We start from the raw sequence: 16563 nt of genomic DNA on the forward strand, positions 1-16563 counted from the left end.
CGCGTTGCCCACTCCTATTTCCCACCCGTCGGGCCGAATGAAGAACGACCAGCTGCTCGCCCAGATCACGGAGTTCTGCCGCCAGTCGGACATGGCGGAATCGACGTTCGGCCGGCGCGCCGTGAACGACGGCAAGCTCGTGCAGCGGCTGCGCGAGGGCAAGCGCATCACCATCGACACGCTGGATCGCATCCAGGCCTATATCGCGGCCTCGACTGGCACGCTGCCGCCGCCGCGGCTCGACGTCGTGCCCGAAAAGCGCGATCCCAAGAGCAATTTCCGCTTCTTCGAGAACCGTCAGAAATACCTGCTGTTCGTGCACACCTGCAGCGAGAAGCGGGTGGTGGCCGAGCGCGTCGGTCTCGAACTCGCCAGCATCCATCCGCGGCCGCCGGCGCTGCGGCTGTTCGACGCCGGCGTCGGCGACGGCACCGTGCTGTCGAAGGTCCTGCGCACCATGCACGGCCGTTTTCCACACATTCCGTTCTATGTGGCCGGCAAGGAGCTGAGCCTCGAGGATGTCAGGCTGACACTGGAGAAGGTCCCGGACCGGCTGTTCGAGCATCCGGCCAGCGTGTTCGTGTTCACCAACATGAACTATGCCGAGGCGCCCTGGCTGACGCCGGCGTCGCCTTCGGTAGCCGCCTCGATGATCTGGCACGAGGTCGTGCTGCAGGGCGATTCGTCCGGGGATTTCGAAGCCCAGATCACGGCGCTGAAGCCGTTTCTGGAGCAGAACTGGCGCGCCAACGTCTCCCCGCGCACCGGCATGCCGGTCTATGAGCGGCCGATCGCCCTGGTGCTGTATCGCGAGGATCACCGCTTCCTGCTCGACGGCATCATCCCGCGGGCCGGTCGGGTCGAGGCCAATTTCGACCTGATCATCGCCTCGCAGCCCTACCGGGCCCGGTCCTCGGTCAATTTCCGCGCCAAGCGCATCATCGCACCGCTGGCGCGGGCGCTGAAGCCGGGCGGCCGGCTGATCGGAATCCACTCCCACGGCCAGGATCCGGGCCTGGACATCATCCAGGCGGTCTGGCCGGGAGAAAATCCTTTCTCGGTCAGCCGCCATGAGCTATTGCGCGCCGTGAAATACGAGCTCGGCTCCAGTGGGCGGGACTTAAATTTTAACGCCTATGCGGACAATCGCTCGATTTTCAGGTATGAGATGGAGGCTCTGCCCAACGAGGTCACCGGTGCGATCGGAACCTCGACGGCCTTTGCAGCCTGGAACGCGGCGGTGTATGTCGCGCAGATCGAGGAAGACCGCCTGACCGAGGTGGCCCACTCGTCCCGCGCGCTCGACGCCGCCAGAGAGGTTCTGCGAAAGCACAACGGGCTGTGGTTCTACGATGAATCCTACGTCATCTCGCGGCGTCGCGACTGACATTCCTTAGGGATCAATACAAACGACCGCCGTGGGCGGCGAAGAAGGGGTTGCTTGATGCGCGCGTCATATCTGTTCACCTCGGAGTCGGTGTCCGAAGGCCACCCGGACAAGGTCTGCGACCGTATTTCCGACGAGATCGTCGACCTGTTCTACCGTGAAGGGCCGAAGGCCGGCATCGACCCCTGGCAGATCCGCGCCGCCTGCGAGACGCTCGCCACCACCAACAAGGTCGTGATCGCCGGTGAGACCCGCGGCCCGGCTTCGGTCACCAACGAGCACATCGAGCACGTCGTCCGCGAGGCCATCAAGGACATCGGCTACGAGCAGGAAGGTTTTCACTGGAAGACCTGCGATATCGAGATCCTGCTGCATCCGCAGTCGGCCGACATCGCCCAGGGCGTCGACGCGCTGCAGCCCGGCGAAGTCAAGGAAGAGGGCGCCGGCGACCAGGGCATCATGTTCGGTTACGCGACCAATGAAACGCCGGATTTGATGCCGGCGCCGATCTTCTATGCCCACAAGATCCTGCGGCTGATCTCGGAAGCCCGCCACGCCGGTGTCGAGAAGGTGCTCGGTCCGGATTCCAAGAGCCAGGTCACCGTGCAGTATGAGAACGGCAAGCCGGTCGGCGTGCGCGAGATCGTGGTGTCGCACCAGCATCTGGTCGAGGACATGACTTCGGCGCAGGTCCGCGAGCGCGTCGAGCCCTATGTGCGCAAGGCGCTGCCGGAAGGCTGGATCACGCCGAAGACGATCTGGCACATCAACCCGACCGGCAAGTTCTACATCGGCGGTCCCGATGGCGACGCTGGTCTGACCGGCCGCAAGATCATCGTCGATACCTATGGCGGTGCTGCCCCGCATGGCGGCGGCGCGTTCTCCGGCAAGGATCCGACCAAGGTCGACCGCTCCGCCGCCTATGCCGCGCGCTACGTCGCAAAGAACATCGTCGCCGCCGGTCTCGCCGATCGCTGCACATTGCAGCTCGCCTATGCGATCGGCGTGGCGCGGCCGCTGTCGATCTATATCGACACCCACGGCACCGGCAAGGTGCCGGAGGAGGTGCTCGAGAAGGCGGCCGCTCAGGCGATGGACCTGACGCCGCGCGGCATTCGCACCCACCTCGACCTCAATCGCCCGATCTATGCGCGCACCTCGTCCTACGGCCATTTCGGCCGTACGCCGGACAATGAGGGCGGCTTCTCCTGGGAGAAGACCGACCTCGTCGAGGCGCTCAAGCGTGCGGTGTAGCTCTTAGTGCCGTCATTCCGGGGCCGCGCGACAGCGCTGAACCCGGAATCTCGAAGTGATGGATTCCGGGTTCGCGCTGACGCGCGCCCGGAATGACGCCTTTTACAGACAGGAACCCCACATGACCGCCAAGCCAGGTTTCAACGACTACATCGTCAAGGACATTTCGCTCGCCGAGTTCGGACGCAAGGAGATCTCGCTCGCTGAGACCGAGATGCCCGGCCTGATGGCGACGCGCGAGGAGTATGGCCCGAAGCAGCCGCTGAAGGGCGCGCGCATCGCAGGCTCGCTGCACATGACCATCCAGACCGCGGTGCTGATCGAGACGCTGAAGGCGCTCGGCGCCGACATCCGCTGGGTCTCCTGCAACATCTATTCGACCCAGGACCACGCGGCGGCCGCGATCGCCGCCGCCGGAATTCCGGTGTTCGCCGTCAAGGGCGAGACGCTTGTCGACTATTGGGACTACACCGCCAAGCTGTTCGACTGGCACGGCGGCGGCCATCCCAACATGATCCTCGATGACGGTGGCGACGCCACCATGTATGTCCATCTCGGCCTGCGCGCGGAGAACGGCGACACCGCGTTCCTCGACAAGCCGGCGTCCGAGGAAGAGGAGGTGTTCTTCGCGCTGCTGAAGAAGCAGCTCAAGGAGAAGCCGAAGGGCTACTTCGCCGAAATCGCCAAGTCGATCAAGGGCGTCTCGGAAGAGACCACCACGGGCGTGCACCGCCTGTACGACATGCAGAAGGCCGGCACGCTGCTGTGGCCCGCGATCAACGTCAACGACAGCGTCACCAAGTCGAAGTTCGACAACCTCTATGGCTGTCGTGAGTCGCTGGTCGACGGCATCCGCCGCGGCACCGACGTGATGATGTCGGGCAAGGTCGCGATGGTCGCCGGCTTCGGCGACGTCGGCAAGGGCTCGGCCGCCTCGCTGCGCCAGGCCGGCTGCCGCGTCATGGTGTCCGAGATCGACCCGATCTGCGCGCTGCAGGCGGCAATGGAGGGCTATGAGGTGGTGACGATGGAGGACGCCGCGCCGCGCGCCGACATCTTCGTGACCGCCACCGGCAACAAGGACATCATCACCATCGAGCACATGCGCGCGATGAAGGATCGCGCCATCGTCTGCAACATCGGCCACTTCGACAACGAGATCCAGGTCGCCTCGCTGAAGAACCTGAAGTGGACCAACATCAAGCCGCAGGTCGACGAGATCACCTTCCCTGACGGCAAGCGCATGATCCTGCTGTCCGAAGGCCGCCTCGTGAACCTCGGCAATGCGATGGGCCACCCGTCCTTCGTGATGTCGGCGTCCTTCACCAACCAGACCTTGGCCCAGATCGAGCTCTACGCCAACAACAAGGACGGCAAGTACAAGAAGGAAGTCTACGTGCTGCCGAAGTCGCTGGACGAGAAGGTGGCGATGCTGCATCTCGCCAAGATCGGCGTGAATCTCACCAAGCTGCGCCCCGACCAGGCCTCCTACATCGGCGTCAAGCCGGAAGGCCCGTTCAAGTCGGACCACTACCGCTACTGATATCCGGCGCACCGCGCGGCTGACATGGCGAAGGCCGGGGCATTGCCCCGGCCTTTTGCTTGCTTCGGCGTAGTTGTGAGTTGAATCTGCGCCTGCCTCCGATCGGCATTGCGAGCCACCTTGTCCCCGCAGGTGCGCGGCCCGATGACAAGCTCCGCGAAGCAATCCAGAGTCGTGGACGGGACTCTGGATTGCTTCGTCGCTTTGCTCCTCGCAATGACGGAGATCGCGGCGCACTCTATGAAATCAGCGGAACGCCGCGACCTGCGGTGAACGTGACAATCAGCTCGTTCGCCGCGAGGCCAGCGCCGACGCGCGGATCGCCTTCGCACGCTTCGCCGCATGATGCTCAGGCCGTGCCGCGATCCGCTTGTGCTTCTTCGTCTCCGCCGCTGCCACCTTCACGGCCGGCGCGCGATGCTTGGCATATTCCTCGCCGTCGACCGGGCCGACATGCGGCGGGTCGTGATCGAGATAGGGCCGGCCGATGCCGAACGTCTTGCCGTTGGCATCGACCCATTTCCACAGCGCCTCGGTCGCCACCCAGCGCTGTGCGCGCGTCGCGCCGTTGACGCTGACGATGTCGGCCGCGAGTCCGTGGCCGTAGCCGCCGCGCAGGCTGCCGCCGTGATAGGAGCGGTTGCTGGCGGCCTTCAGGCCGCTCGCGATCTCCTGCCGGTAGTCGTCGCGGAAGCCGCTGGTGATGCCGGGCGCGAGCCCTGCGGCCTCGGCGGCATGCAAAGTGTGAAACAGCTTCAGCTTGAAGCCGCGGTCCATGCCGCCGATCACATACTCCATCATGCTGCGGCCGATGCGCTCGGCCGCCTTCGGATCCTTCCAGGTGAAGTCGTTGTCGACGAGCTTGGTGAAGCTGCGCGTCACCTTCACCATGCGTCCCTTGCGCTTGACCGTGACGACGCGGCGCTCGGTCTCGCGGATCTTGTCGAGCTTCGGTGCGCGCTCGTACAGCGCCCACAGATAGCGGTCGATGCAGGCATCGATGTCGGGGCACTCGTCGAGGATCTCGATGCGGTCGGCGCTGGCGACAGTGGGCCGGGGCGGTTCGGTCGCCGCGCCGGGCGCGGCCTGTTCGTCCGCCGGCAGGACAGCCGATGGAGTGATCGACGCGGTCGTCAGCGCAGTCTCGGCTGCGGTCGGCTGCGGCGACGTCGCGATCGGCTCCGCGGCGACGGGCGGCGTCGCTGCCTCGATCTCGGCGGCGGACGCGGGCCAAGCCGCCGCACAAGCTACCAGGACAACGGACCGACACAACGCACGCGTCAGAAACTGCTGCGAGCTCATCATCCGGCCTCCCCAAAATCCGAGCCCCTGCTGGTGAGGGGCGGTCAGGCATCCGAGACCTGCGATTGTTCGGCGCAAGACGGCCCGGCGCAATAACACACCTCCGCACCCGTGCAGCTTTTGCGAGAACTGTGGCCTGCGTGCAACGATCGTGAGTTCCGTGTGTGGCGCGACTCGCTGCGAACGATCGTTCAGCGATGACAGGTGGCGGAGACCGCAGGGCCTTCGGCCGACGCTCGGTTGCCAACGACAGCCGCGCCGCGTACTCTCTTGGAACTCGTTCGTGGAGCTGGCTACATGAGCACCATCGAGATCATCGTCGGCGGCACGAGGTTGATCCGGGACTACGCGCCCGAGGACTCGATCTGGTCGCTGCCCGAGGAAAAGCGCGAACGCAAGGCGCTGGCCGATGCGCAGCGCGATCTCGCCGTGGGGGCCGACCATCTGGCGCAGACGCGCTACGCCGTGCGCGGCTGAGCCGCCCGGTCAGCGCGAGCCGCGCCGCAGCAGCTTGCGCCCCGTCAGCATGGCGCGGGCGAGATTCTCGCGCTGCAGGCGGCTCACCAGCACGACGCCGGCGACATGCAGCACCACCAGCGGGATCAGGAGATATGACGTCACCTCGTGGGTGTCCTCGACCCACCAGATGCCGAAGAAGCGCACGGTCACCTGCATCGCGCCGGTCATCGCGGAGACTATGAGCAGAAGCAGCAGTGCGAGCTGCATCGCCGTGCCCGCGGGATTCAGCCCGAGATAGCGCCCGGTCTTGCCGCGCCGCAGATTCCACAGGTAGGCCGGCGTCGCGCGCAGCCGGAGCTTGAGACTGCGGAAGCGCGAATGGCGGGTACCGATGATGCCCCAGATCAGGCGAAAGGCGAGCAAGCCGAGGATCGCGTAGCCCGCGATCCGGTGCAGGCCGTCATGGACGTTCGGCGTCACCCAGGCGATGAGCACCAGCACGACCAGCATCCAGTGCCACAGCCGCAGCGGCAGGTCCCAGACCTGCACGGTGTCGGCGGTGTCCTGGCGTTTCAGGCTGGCTCGGGGGGCTGTGCCGTGCATGGCTCTCACGTCACGTCGTCCAGCACGCTGGCCGACGCCTGCGCCAACTACTTGGCGATCGTGTGCTTCAGGCTGAGATCCTCCGGGCTGTAGAACAGCTCATGGAGCTTGCCGCCCTTGACGCCGTAGACCTCGTAGCAGGAGCCCTCGACCTTCGAGCGGCGCACCTCGTAGCCCGCTTCCTTGGCCTTGGCTTCCGCCTCGGCGGCCGGCTTCCACTGGGCCTTGTCGAGCTTGGTGCAGTCCTTGTAGCCGTCGGCCAGAGCCGGCGAGATGGCGAAGCCGGCGAGTGCGGCACCGAGCACGGCCGCGATGGTCAGTCTCATCAATCCCTCCAATGAGCAAATTCAAATACGATGCATCGTGGGATCAGTGGAGACGGCAACCGCCCCGATGTGTCAACGGAGCGGCGGCTGGAATCGCTCTTAGAGCTTTTCCAAGTTCGTGAGAGCGGCGATTTCGGCCGAGAATCGCAGACGGCGTGATGCGCGACGTTACGTCTCGCTCGTGCCGCTCGTCGCGACGCCGTGTCGTCTGGCGCCCGCTCTCGCCCTGTCCCGCTGGCGGGACAGGGCGAGATGCCGGCGTCAGAATTCCAGGTTCGCACCCAGATAGAACGAACGTCCGGGGCCGGGAACGGCGGTGCCCCACATCGTCGCGGTGCCCGATACGCCGCCGCCGGTGGCAGCGACGGTGCCGGCCTCCTTGTTGAACGACATCGATGCGCCCTCGCCGATATAGGCGCCGCCGAGCGGCAGGTAGTAGAGCTTGTTGAACAGGTTCTCGACGCCGAAGCTGATGCGCAGCCTCTGCCAGGTGTAGTTGCTGCGCAGGTTCACCAGGCTGTAGCCCGGGGTCTTGAGCTCGTTGCGCGCGACGGAGACGTCGGACTTGCGGCCTACCATCACCAGCTCGAGGCCGCTGTCCCAGCCGTCGAGCCGGTGCGTGAGCGTCAGCTTGCCATTGATCGGCATGATGTTGTAGAGGCCGCTCCCGGTGTCGAGGTTCCTGCCGTTGGTGTAGCTCAGGACTCCCTTCAGGCCGAAATCGCCGATCGACGTCGTGCCCAGCGGCACTTTGCCGGACAGATCGAACCCGTACAGCCGCGCCTGCTGGTTCATGTATTTCATGATTACGAACTGGTTGGCGACGGCAGGCACGGCGGCGGTGTTGGTGGCGGCCTTCCACTGCACCGCATCGATGTAGTCGCGCACATGGGTGTAGTAGGGGGTGAGCCGGAGCTCGGCCTCATGGTCGGCGCTGTGCCAGGCGCCGGTGAAGCTCACGGTATGGGCGACCTCGGGTCTCAGATTGGGGTTTCCGAGATAGCCGTTGCCGTCGCCGACGAAGTTGTTCATCTCCAGCGCCATGGTGTTGCGCGACCAGGAATAGCGCTCGTAGAGATTCGGCGACCGGGTCTTCTGCATCGCGCCGAACTCGAAGGTGAGATGGGCGCTCGGCGTGTTTCGGAACAGCGCCGTCAGATCGACATTGTTGTCCTTTCGCGAGCGATCCATGGCGTTGAACGCCGCGCGGGAGCCGACCGAGCTCGTCTCGTACATGCCGGACATGAATCCCGATGTCAGCGGCGTGGTGCTGGTGTTGTAGCCGACGACCGGTCCGGTGTCGGTCTCGACGCGTTCGAACCGCACGCCCAGCAGCGACAGCCAGGACGGGCTCCACTTCGCCTCCCACTCGCTGAACACGCCGGCCCGGTCGCGCTTGCCGCCGTTGATGTTCCAGAACGTCAGCGGCGCCATGCCGCCGATGCAGTTGCCGACGCCGCAATCGGGGGCCGGCGGCCACCAGTCGTCGAGACGGTAGGTCTGCAGGTCGACGCCGACGCGGACCACGTCGCGGGACGACGGCGTGATGTCGGCCTTGGAGGTCAGGCCGTTGGTCTTGGTGCGCGTATACATCGGCATGCCGTTGACCGGATAGCGCGCACCCGTCGTGTTCGGCGGGCTGAGTGTGCCATACGAGAACAGCCGATCACCGCCGAAGTTCATGTAGTGATCGACGGACTGGTGATAGAGGCGGGTGTCCAGATCGCCCCAGTCGAACCGGCCGAGATGGTGCAGGTTGAAGCTGTAGGCATCGTTGCCCAGCATGTCCATGCGCTGGTTCGGGTAGAGCTGATAGGGCACCTCCTGCACTCCCGCCTTCAGCTCGATGAGCTGGCCGTCCTTGCTCCAGGCGATGCCCATCAGATGATTCCTGGTCTCGTAGGCGGACGAGCCGACCTGATCGAGGGGAAGCACCGGCGTGATCGAACTCCTCAGGGTGAAGTTCTTGAAGTTGCCGCCGGCCGTATAGTTGTCGGCCTTGACCGCAGCGCCGCTGTAGCTGACGCTGTAGTTCTCGGTGGCCATGGTGGCCGACAGGTTGACGCCGCGCACGTTGCCGTTGCTGCGGTAGAAGGTGCCGATGCTGCCTTTGGTCAGCAGGCTCTGCCCCGGCGCCGCGAACAGAGCCGCCGGCGAGCTGACGGCGACGGTGCCGCCGATCGAATCGCCGCCGACGCTCACGGGCGTGATGCCCGCCCAGACCTTGGCCGCGGCGACCTGGGCCGGATCGATGTAGGACAGCGCCGGGTTCATGTGATTGGGACATGAGGCGATGGTGTCCATGCCGTCGACCTTGATGCGCAGGCGGTCGTCGGCGAGGCCATGGATCGCCGGCAGGCTGGAGACCCCTCCGGCCGAATAGAGGCTGACTCCGGGGACATCCGCAAACAGCGCAGCCGTGTCGTTCGTGGTGGCCCGCTTCGCCAGGATGTCATCCGGTGCAACCGAAGTGGCGCCGGGAGGCGCGCCGACGCCGTCGGATGAGGCCGCCTGCGGCGGTGGCGCGCTGGCCGGATTGGTCGCCGCATGTGCGCCCCTGCGGCGGACTGCCGTTCGGGCGGCCGGCCGGGGCTTCGGGACAGCGACCGTCACCTGCGGCAGCGTGGCGGCGGAGCGAGCCTGCGATGGGTCCTGCGCGAGCACGGGACTCGAAAGGGCGAATGCCAGCAGCGCCGGCGATGTGAGCACGGTGGTTGAGCGGAGCAACCGCTGCCGGACGGGTGTCGAACAATGGTCCATGAGGGGATCTCGGAATAGGAATGGGAGAGGCGCCCGGCTGCGAGCGCGCCGTGGCCTCGTGAACATGTCGCGACGAGGCGGCTCCGGGCACGGCTGCGGCGACCGCCGGACGGCAGCCCACAGCGCGCGCGGACGAGACCGGCCGCATCGTGACGGGATGAGATGTCTGGAGTATCGGCCTAGAGGGCCGCCGGTGGTCCGCGAGCGACCGGCAGTTCGAGCGCAGGCCGAGGCGCCGCAACGAGGTCTGTCCGCTCGATCAGGATCGCCACGACCACCGGCATCGGCCGCGCCACGGCGGGGACGTGCGGGACAGTGACGCCGCGCCCGAGCGCACAGAACGGACAACTCGCGCATTGCTTGGCCGCAGTGCCGATGTCGTCCGACGTTGGATCGTCGGCGGAGCTCTGACAGATGATGGCGACGGCATCGGGGGCCGCAACCGCAGCGCTCATCGCGGAGAGCGCCAGCGCGGACTGGAAGATCAGGGCCCATGCCGCGAACCAGACGAGAGCGCCGCCGAGCCGCGACAGCGCTGCGCGCCGCCGCGCCGAGCGCATGCGCGCCTCACGTCGTCCTGATGCGATGCCTTGTAGTTGACGCCCTTGACGAGCCACCGACTGACGCCCCCGTCCCTCGCAACTACCTACAGGAGCGGACATCCGGTTGGCAATGGACGACACGCGGCCGGCTCGACTCCCGTCGCAGTGGATCAATTCGGCCACAGTGAAGTGACTTCAACTCATTCGCGAGCGGCCGGTGCGACTGAAATGCGCGCGGGCCATTCTTGCGAGTCGAACTCAATCGCGGCGCGGTCTCGCGACGGATGACGGCCGGGCCTGGACGCCGTCAGCGACATCTGTCAAATATATCCTCATGACCTTCCGCATTCGCATCGCAGGCGCTGCCGTCAGCAGCCGAATTACCGACCCGGCCTGATCCGTCGGGCCGGGCGCTTCTGCCTGCGAGAATTGCCTGTGAATGTTGTTGGCGCCCGAAAAGGCGCTGTATGCGAGGTCTGTATCCGTGTCTCCCAACCAACCGACGCTGCACCTCGTGTGCGGCAAGATCGCTGCCGGCAAATCGACGCTCACCGCGGAGCTCGGCCATCGCCCGGCCACCGTCGTGGTCGCCGAGGACGACTGGCTGTCGCGGCTCTATCCTGGCGAGCAGAGCAGCCTGGCGGACTACGTGCGCAATTCGTCACGGCTGCGCAGCGTGATGGGGCCGCACGTCGTCGCGTTGTTGCGAGCCGGCGTTTCGGTCGTGCTCGACTTCCCCGCCAACACGCCGGCGAGCCGCGCCTGGATGCGCGGTCTGTTCGAAGCCGCGGGCGTGCCGCACCAGCTGCATCACCTCGACGTCCCCGACGAGGTCTGCAAGGCACGGCTGCGCGCGCGCAACGCAGAAGGCCGCCACGCCTTCACCGTGACCGACGAGGAGTTCGACCTGTTCACTTCATACTTCGTGGCGCCGACCCCGGAGGAAGGATTCGACGTGATCTTGCATCGGCCGTGACCTTGCGGCGGCGACTGGGACTGCTGTCGTCCCGCTGGCTTGTTGGCGGCAATCCTGGCGGTGCGCGTCGCCGCGCAACCGTCAGCCGTGCCGCGGCGATCACCGCCTGGTCTCAGAAGATTGCGTCCAGCGCGCTTTCGGCAGCGGAGATGAGCTCGCGCACCTTTGCGCTTTCAGACAGCAGCGCGGCGAATGACGGGGCCGCGCCGATGTGCTGATCCAACTCATCCAAGGCGTTGCGCCACTGCTGCAACTCTTGCTGGAGGCGTTCGGTCTGGGGACGCAGGAGCGCCCGACAAGCCGCCACGGCGTGCTGTTCGACGAATCGCGAGGAATCGGGAGCAGGAAAATGAATGATGTCGGCCACGGTCTTCTCGTCAGCGCCTTCTTGTGAACGCCCGCATTCGATCGCCAATGGGGCGGCGGCCCGCCGGGCTCCGCCGCCCTGGTCGCGCGCAGCTAAGGCGCGGTCCGGGCGGCCAAGGCCTGAGCTTCGGCTGCGGCGCGGGCCATGCTGGACGACATCTCGTTCGTCACCGTGCTCTGCTCTTCCACCGCCGCCGCCGTCGAGGTGACGTATTCGCTGACGCTGTTGATCGCCTGCTTGATCGAGTTGAGCGCCGTCACGACGTCGCCCGAGATGCCGTTGAGGTTCTCGATTTCCTGGGCGATCTTGTCGGTGGCCTGCTTGGCCTGGTTGGCGAGGTTCTTGACCTCGGCGGCGACGACCGCAAAGCCACGCCCGGCTTCGCCGGCGCGGGCGGATTCGATGGTGGCGTTGAGCGCGAGCAGGTTGATCTGCCCGGTGATGTTGTTGATCATCTCGACGATGCCGCTCATCGCCTGCGTGGCTTCGGACAGCCGTTGCGCCTGGCCGTCGGCGGATGCCACCTGACCGACGGCGCCCATCGCCGTCTCGCGGGACTTGGTCATGGCTTCGGAAATCTCCCGCACAGACGCGTTCAACTCCTCGGAGCCCGCTGCGACGGATTCCATCATCGCACGGACGCGCTCGTTGCCTATGCGCACCAGCACCTGCCTGGTGACGTCGGTCGCATACTTCACGACCTTGAACGGCTTGCCGTTGAGATCGAGGATCGGATTGTACGAGGCCTGAATGTAGACCTCCTTGCCGCCCTTGCCGATGCGTTTGTATTCCGCCGCCTGATACTGCCCCCGGTTCAGGTCGGCCCAAAACTCGCGATAGGCGGCACCATCGCGCTCCGAAGGCTCCACGAACATGCTATGATGTTTGCCTTTGACCTCGGCCAGGGTGTAGCCGAGCACATGCAGGAAATTGTCATTCGCGGTGATGATCGTGCCGTCCATGTTGAACTCGATCACAGCCTGCGACTTGCCGATCGCATCGATCTGGCCGGCCAGATCCGCGTTCCTGAGCTTCTGCGCGGTGACGTCGGTCGCGAACTTGACCACGCCGAACGGCTTGCCGGCGGTATCGAGCATGGGATTGTAGGTGGCGAGAATCCAGACCTCCTTGCCTCCCTTGCCGATGCGCTTGTATTCGCCGCCTTGATATTCGCCGCGATTGAGGGCCGTCCAGAACTCGCGATACGCCGCGCTGTCGCGCTGTGACGGCTCGACGAACATGCTGTGATGCCGGCCCTGGATCTCGTCGAGCCGATAACCCAGAACGTCGCAAAAGTTCTGGTTCGCCGTCACGACCGTTCCGTCCAGCTTGAACTCGATCACGGCCTGGGCGCGATCGATGGCAGCGATCTTGGAGCCGTCCGCCATGCTGCGCAGCTTTTTCGCGGTAATGTCGGTCGCGAACTTCACCACCTTCACCGGTCGGCGGTTGCCGTCGAGAACCGGATTGTAGGACGCCTCGATCCAGACCTCGCCGCCGCCTTTGGTGATCCGCTTGAATTCTGCGGCTTGGAATTCGCCGCGGTTGAGAGCCGCCCAGAACTCGCGATAGGCCGCGCTGTCCCGCTCGGCCGGCGCCACGAACATGCTGTGATGCTTGCCCTGGATCTCATCCAGCCGGTATCCGAGCGTATCGAGGAAGTTCTTGTTTGCCGTGATGATCGTGCCGTCCATGTTGAACTCGATCACGGCCTGCGAGCGGCTGATCGCGTCGAGCATGGCCTGTGCGTCACCCTTGGCGTGTCTGCGGCCGAACATTCTCTTTCCTCTCTAGGTCTGCTCTGCCGGGGTTTCGGCACATGCACGTCTGTCGATTTCCAGGACCTTGGTTCGCTGGGGCCAAACGCCGCCGCGAGGCCCGACTCTGGTCCAGAGTGAGCGGATCGTAGTCGAATCGAATTATCCAAGTATTTGTCCGATCCCCGACAGATCGGCCGTATGCTGCCGCTCCGATGACCCCGATACCCATCGCATTTGGCCGCTTGGTCCGTCGTTGTTCCGAGCGAGCCATTGGACGACCCGGCGCAGACCACGGCCAGCCCCGCGAGGCAGCATTCTGTCCGTAACAATACGGGGTGTTCGGTTATCACCGCGAAAATCGTACGCTCCCTCGCGCCGGGACGTTGTCCGAACCGTGGAACTGAATGAAATTCGTGCTTGCCACGTGCCCTAACGCACGGCCTTGTGCTCATGCGCCTGACGATTGCACAAGGGTTGACCAGGTGGTGATGCCGATCGGGCGGAGGAGCTGTTTGGGTCAAATCTCATATCTCGATCGATATCCGCTGTTTCGCTCGCGTGATCGCGAGTTCGCGCGCGATCGCTTGTTCAGCATCTACGCCGTCGATCGTTTCGACAGCTCCGACTCCAGCTTCGGCATCGAGGCCAATCTTGCGCGGCTCAGCACCGCGGGGCTGGCGTTCTGCTCATATGCGGGCGCGGCGTCGGTGTCGTTTCCGGAATCGACGATCTACAGACAGTTCTTCTCGATCCAGGGCACTGCCGGATACAGGACTGCGCGAGGCCACCAGGCGATCGTCGCCTGGAGTCCCCTGATATCCGGGGATTCAAGACTGGATCTCGAATTTCCTGCCGGCTACTGCCAACTGGTGGTCAGGGTCGAAAGCGCGCCTTTGCACCAGCTGTTGAGAGCCATGCTCGGCGATGACAGAGATACGAATCTGACCTTTGACGAAGGCCCAACCGATCCTGCTGTCATGGCTCTCGTCCGCCAGGACGTTTTCAGGCTTGCCGGTGAGTTGCAGATGTTCGGAGCGGACTACTCGCCGATAGCCATTGCAGAGCTCGAGCGGAGCTTGATGATCCGGCTCCTGCTTGCAAATCGGCACAGCTTTAGCAGCCGCCTGCTGAATGCGCCCCAGCGAGTCAACCGTATGGTTGTCGATACCGTCGAGTCCTATATCGAGGCACATTGGGACGAGCCTCTGGACCTCGAGAAGATCGCCGCGGTCGCGGGGGTCAGCGTCCGGTCGATTTTCCGCGAGTTCTCGGAGTCGGGACGCGGATCACCCGGCCAGTTTGCCAAGCGCGTCCGACTTCAGCGGGCATCTGAACTTCTGCGACGGCCCGATGCCAACACAAGCGTCGTGTCGGTCGCCTTCAAATGCGGCTTTGGCAATCTGGGCCGCTTTGCCAGCGAGTACCGCCAGATGATGGGTGAGTTGCCCTCGGAGACGTTGCGGAACGCAAGGAAGACGTGAGCTTCCATGGGATCACGGACGCGCCTGCGCTACAATCGTATCGGACGTCGAGCGATGATATACGCGTTTGACAATGTGCATTGCGACGCCGGCCGTTTCATCGCGAGCCGCGCGATTCTCAAGCCGTGACGAATCCGATCCTCAACCGCCGATTCTGCCGGCCCTTGTTGTCGACCTTGAGAATGCGGATGCGCCGCGCCTGCGCCGTCGAAACCAGGTGCGTGCCGCCGCAGGCCTGGCGGTCGAGGCCGTCGATGTCGACGATGCGGATCAGGCCGTCGGCCTGGCGCGGCGGGGCGACCGACTTGGCGCGAAACAGTCCCGCGGTCGCCTGCGCGTCGTCATAGGGCATGTCGAAGGCACGCACCGGACGATCGTCCGAAATCGCGGCATTCACCGCATCCTCCACCGCGCGCAGTTGCTCCGGTGTGACCTTGGGCAGGTCGAAATCGACGCTGAACTCGTCGGTCTCGGTCATGCGGACGCCGGTCAGCAGCGCGCCGTCGAACAGGGTGTAGACGGCGCTGTTGACGAGATGCGCCATCGTGTGCTGCTCGCTCATGCGCTGCCGGAACGCCGGATCGACGCGCAGCTCGATCGCCCCGTCCGGGATGGCGTCATCACCGATCAGGTGCCAGATGCCGTCGGCGGTCGGCTCGAACCCGGTGACGTCGCGGACGATCCCGTTCCACGCGATCGCGCCGCGATCCGGCAACTGGCCGCCGCCGCCGGGATAGAACGGCGAGCGCGCCACCAGCACCGCGCCGGGGCGCGCGTCGAGCGCGGTGATGTCGAGATCCAGCACGTCGGGACGATCGACAGCGAAAGGGCGGGGCAGGAAGTCGGTCATGCAGAACGGCTCGCAATCGCATCGCCCGGATGAGCGGAGCAACATCCGGGTTCATCGAGACGGCGCGTGAGGCCCCGGATATGGCTGCGCTCATGCGGGCCACGAAGCTACGACGATACGCAGCATCGCCGCGCTGCGCAAATGGCCGTTCCTGTCTCGGCCGCAGCGCCGGGTCTCAACGGCATGCGGCCACCGTGAACCACGCCATGCGAAACGCGCCATCGCCGAGGCGCAGGCACACGGTGTCGCCCGGCTGCAACCTTTCGTACAGCGCCTGCGCAACATGTGCATCGGTGGCTCTCGCGAACGGGCCCCACGGCTCGAGCGTCACCTGATGCGTGGCGAGCCGGCTGTGGCCGAGATGCTTGGCGAGCACACGGCTGCGCAGCAGCGCCGGCGCCGAGCGGTCGAGTGCGGTGTTGAACTGGCCAAGCGTCCCGAACGCATAGGCGGCGACGAACAGAGCGGCGAGCAGCAACCGCCAGCCGCGGCGGCGGAGCTGGGTTTCGAACCGCGCCGCGACGATGAGGAAAATGATCGCGACCGCGGTCGCGAAGGCCGTCAGCGGCAGCCAGTCGACGAGGTTGATGTCCGACAGCGTGCGCGCGGCGAGCGTGCCGGCCGCCACGATGCAACCGGTGCCGAGATTGGCGCCGTAGCCGGAGCCGAGGCCGATGCGGAACCGCCCGGGAAAGCGCAAGGTGAGGATGAGCGCCAGCAGCGGGATGACGGTGACGACCGCGATCAGCTGGCCGGCCGGAAAGCTCGGGAAGAGCGACCAGGCTGCGAGCCCGATTGCGAACAGCGAAAAGCCCAGGGCGATGCGCTGCGACGGCGCGCCACTGCCGTCCCGGCTGTCGCTGTCGCCGGGCCTGTCGTCGCGCGGGTGGGGAGCGTTCATCACCGGATCCGTATCGAGGGTGTTTCCCGCTGATAGCGGAGGAGGGTTGACC

The 16563-nt window shown here is 65.4% G+C and carries 15 protein-coding genes; 6 read left to right on the top strand and 9 right to left on the bottom strand.

Going from position 1 to position 16563, the window contains the following annotated elements:
- The first annotated feature begins 37 nt into the window (after positions 1-37).
- The 3 genes from ACQR03_RS20500 (at position 38) to ahcY (ending at position 4184) form a co-directional block, all read left to right on the top strand.
- Positions 38-1387 carry a hypothetical protein gene (locus ACQR03_RS20500; protein WP_315712892.1) on the top strand — a complete coding sequence of 450 codons (1350 nt, stop codon included), beginning with the start codon at positions 38-40 and terminating at the stop codon, positions 1385-1387.
- 57 nt (positions 1388-1444) lie between these two features.
- Positions 1445-2641, top strand: coding sequence for a methionine adenosyltransferase (gene metK / locus ACQR03_RS20505; protein ID WP_315712890.1), 1197 nt, complete (start codon positions 1445-1447; stop codon positions 2639-2641).
- A gap of 121 nt (positions 2642-2762) precedes the next feature.
- Positions 2763-4184 (top strand): adenosylhomocysteinase, encoded by a 1422-nt coding sequence (gene ahcY / locus ACQR03_RS20510; RefSeq protein ID WP_315712889.1) that lies wholly within the window; start codon positions 2763-2765, stop codon positions 4182-4184.
- Between the two features lie 282 nt (positions 4185-4466).
- Here ahcY and ACQR03_RS20515 read toward each other — a convergent pair whose 3' ends face one another.
- On the bottom strand, positions 4467-5489 hold the full coding sequence (locus tag ACQR03_RS20515) for a hypothetical protein (protein ID WP_434841807.1): 1023 nt from the start codon (positions 5487-5489) through the stop codon (positions 4467-4469).
- A 294-nt stretch (positions 5490-5783) separates the two neighbouring features.
- Between ACQR03_RS20515 and ACQR03_RS20520 the strand changes: the two genes are divergently transcribed.
- On the top strand, positions 5784-5963 hold the full coding sequence (locus tag ACQR03_RS20520; protein WP_316225652.1) for a hypothetical protein: 180 nt from the start codon (positions 5784-5786) through the stop codon (positions 5961-5963).
- Positions 5964-5972: 9 nt separating this feature from the next.
- Here ACQR03_RS20520 and ACQR03_RS20525 read toward each other — a convergent pair whose 3' ends face one another.
- From ACQR03_RS20525 to ACQR03_RS20540, 4 genes are all read right to left on the bottom strand, one after another.
- A complete protein-coding gene (locus ACQR03_RS20525; RefSeq protein WP_434841808.1) occupies positions 5973-6548 on the bottom strand; it encodes a cytochrome b/b6 domain-containing protein in 576 nt (191 codons plus the stop codon).
- A gap of 47 nt (positions 6549-6595) precedes the next feature.
- Complete coding sequence (locus tag ACQR03_RS20530; RefSeq protein WP_434841809.1) at positions 6596-6874, bottom strand: PepSY domain-containing protein; 279 nt, start codon at positions 6872-6874, stop codon at positions 6596-6598.
- A 261-nt stretch (positions 6875-7135) separates the two neighbouring features.
- Positions 7136-9583 carry a TonB-dependent receptor gene (locus tag ACQR03_RS20535; protein ID WP_434841810.1) on the bottom strand — a complete coding sequence of 816 codons (2448 nt, stop codon included), beginning with the start codon at positions 9581-9583 and terminating at the stop codon, positions 7136-7138.
- A gap of 230 nt (positions 9584-9813) precedes the next feature.
- Positions 9814-10194 (bottom strand): DUF2946 family protein, encoded by a 381-nt coding sequence (locus tag ACQR03_RS20540; RefSeq protein ID WP_316187621.1) that lies wholly within the window; start codon positions 10192-10194, stop codon positions 9814-9816.
- A gap of 466 nt (positions 10195-10660) precedes the next feature.
- Between ACQR03_RS20540 and ACQR03_RS20545 the strand changes: the two genes are divergently transcribed.
- Positions 10661-11152: an AAA family ATPase gene (locus tag ACQR03_RS20545; RefSeq protein WP_315753608.1), complete on the top strand. Its 492-nt coding sequence runs from the start codon at positions 10661-10663 to the stop codon at positions 11150-11152.
- Positions 11153-11264: 112 nt separating this feature from the next.
- Here ACQR03_RS20545 and ACQR03_RS20550 read toward each other — a convergent pair whose 3' ends face one another.
- Both ACQR03_RS20550 and ACQR03_RS20555 read right to left on the bottom strand, forming a co-directional pair.
- Positions 11265-11519 carry a hypothetical protein gene (locus ACQR03_RS20550; RefSeq protein WP_315825097.1) on the bottom strand — a complete coding sequence of 85 codons (255 nt, stop codon included), beginning with the start codon at positions 11517-11519 and terminating at the stop codon, positions 11265-11267.
- Between the two features lie 92 nt (positions 11520-11611).
- The gene (locus ACQR03_RS20555; protein ID WP_434841811.1) at positions 11612-13297 is read right to left on the bottom strand and encodes a PAS domain-containing protein; all 1686 of its coding nucleotides are present in this window, start codon (positions 13295-13297) and stop codon (positions 11612-11614) included.
- A 494-nt stretch (positions 13298-13791) separates the two neighbouring features.
- Between ACQR03_RS20555 and ACQR03_RS20560 the strand changes: the two genes are divergently transcribed.
- Positions 13792-14760, top strand: a complete 969-nt coding sequence (locus tag ACQR03_RS20560) for an AraC family transcriptional regulator (RefSeq protein WP_434841812.1) — start codon at positions 13792-13794, stop codon at positions 14758-14760.
- 118 nt (positions 14761-14878) lie between these two features.
- Here the strand turns inward: ACQR03_RS20560 and ACQR03_RS20565 are convergent, their stop codons facing one another.
- Together ACQR03_RS20565 and ACQR03_RS20570 are read right to left on the bottom strand one after the other, a co-directional pair.
- Positions 14879-15610 carry an alanyl-tRNA editing protein gene (locus ACQR03_RS20565; protein WP_434841813.1) on the bottom strand — a complete coding sequence of 244 codons (732 nt, stop codon included), beginning with the start codon at positions 15608-15610 and terminating at the stop codon, positions 14879-14881.
- A 175-nt stretch (positions 15611-15785) separates the two neighbouring features.
- The gene (locus tag ACQR03_RS20570; RefSeq protein WP_434841814.1) at positions 15786-16511 is read right to left on the bottom strand and encodes a hypothetical protein; all 726 of its coding nucleotides are present in this window, start codon (positions 16509-16511) and stop codon (positions 15786-15788) included.
- Between the last annotated feature and the right edge of the window lie 52 nt (positions 16512-16563).

The organism is Bradyrhizobium sp. HKCCYLS3070 (assembly GCF_051167575.1).
GTDB lineage: Bacteria > Pseudomonadota > Alphaproteobacteria > Rhizobiales > Xanthobacteraceae > Bradyrhizobium.

Coding starts and splice junctions, on each gene's coding strand:
- ACQR03_RS20500 (WP_315712892.1), top strand. CDS start 38: ATGAAGAACGACCAGCTGCTCGCCCAGATCACGGAGTTCTGCCGCCAG.
- metK (WP_315712890.1), top strand. CDS start 1,445: ATGCGCGCGTCATATCTGTTCACCTCGGAGTCGGTGTCCGAAGGCCAC.
- ahcY (WP_315712889.1), top strand. CDS start 2,763: ATGACCGCCAAGCCAGGTTTCAACGACTACATCGTCAAGGACATTTCG.
- ACQR03_RS20515 (WP_434841807.1), bottom strand. CDS start 5,489: ATGATGAGCTCGCAGCAGTTTCTGACGCGTGCGTTGTGTCGGTCCGTT.
- ACQR03_RS20520 (WP_316225652.1), top strand. CDS start 5,784: ATGAGCACCATCGAGATCATCGTCGGCGGCACGAGGTTGATCCGGGAC.
- ACQR03_RS20525 (WP_434841808.1), bottom strand. CDS start 6,548: ATGCACGGCACAGCCCCCCGAGCCAGCCTGAAACGCCAGGACACCGCC.
- ACQR03_RS20530 (WP_434841809.1), bottom strand. CDS start 6,874: ATGAGACTGACCATCGCGGCCGTGCTCGGTGCCGCACTCGCCGGCTTC.
- ACQR03_RS20540 (WP_316187621.1), bottom strand. CDS start 10,194: ATGCGCTCGGCGCGGCGGCGCGCAGCGCTGTCGCGGCTCGGCGGCGCT.
- ACQR03_RS20555 (WP_434841811.1), bottom strand. CDS start 13,297: ATGTTCGGCCGCAGACACGCCAAGGGTGACGCACAGGCCATGCTCGAC.
- ACQR03_RS20565 (WP_434841813.1), bottom strand. CDS start 15,610: ATGACCGACTTCCTGCCCCGCCCTTTCGCTGTCGATCGTCCCGACGTG.
- ACQR03_RS20570 (WP_434841814.1), bottom strand. CDS start 16,511: ATGAACGCTCCCCACCCGCGCGACGACAGGCCCGGCGACAGCGACAGC.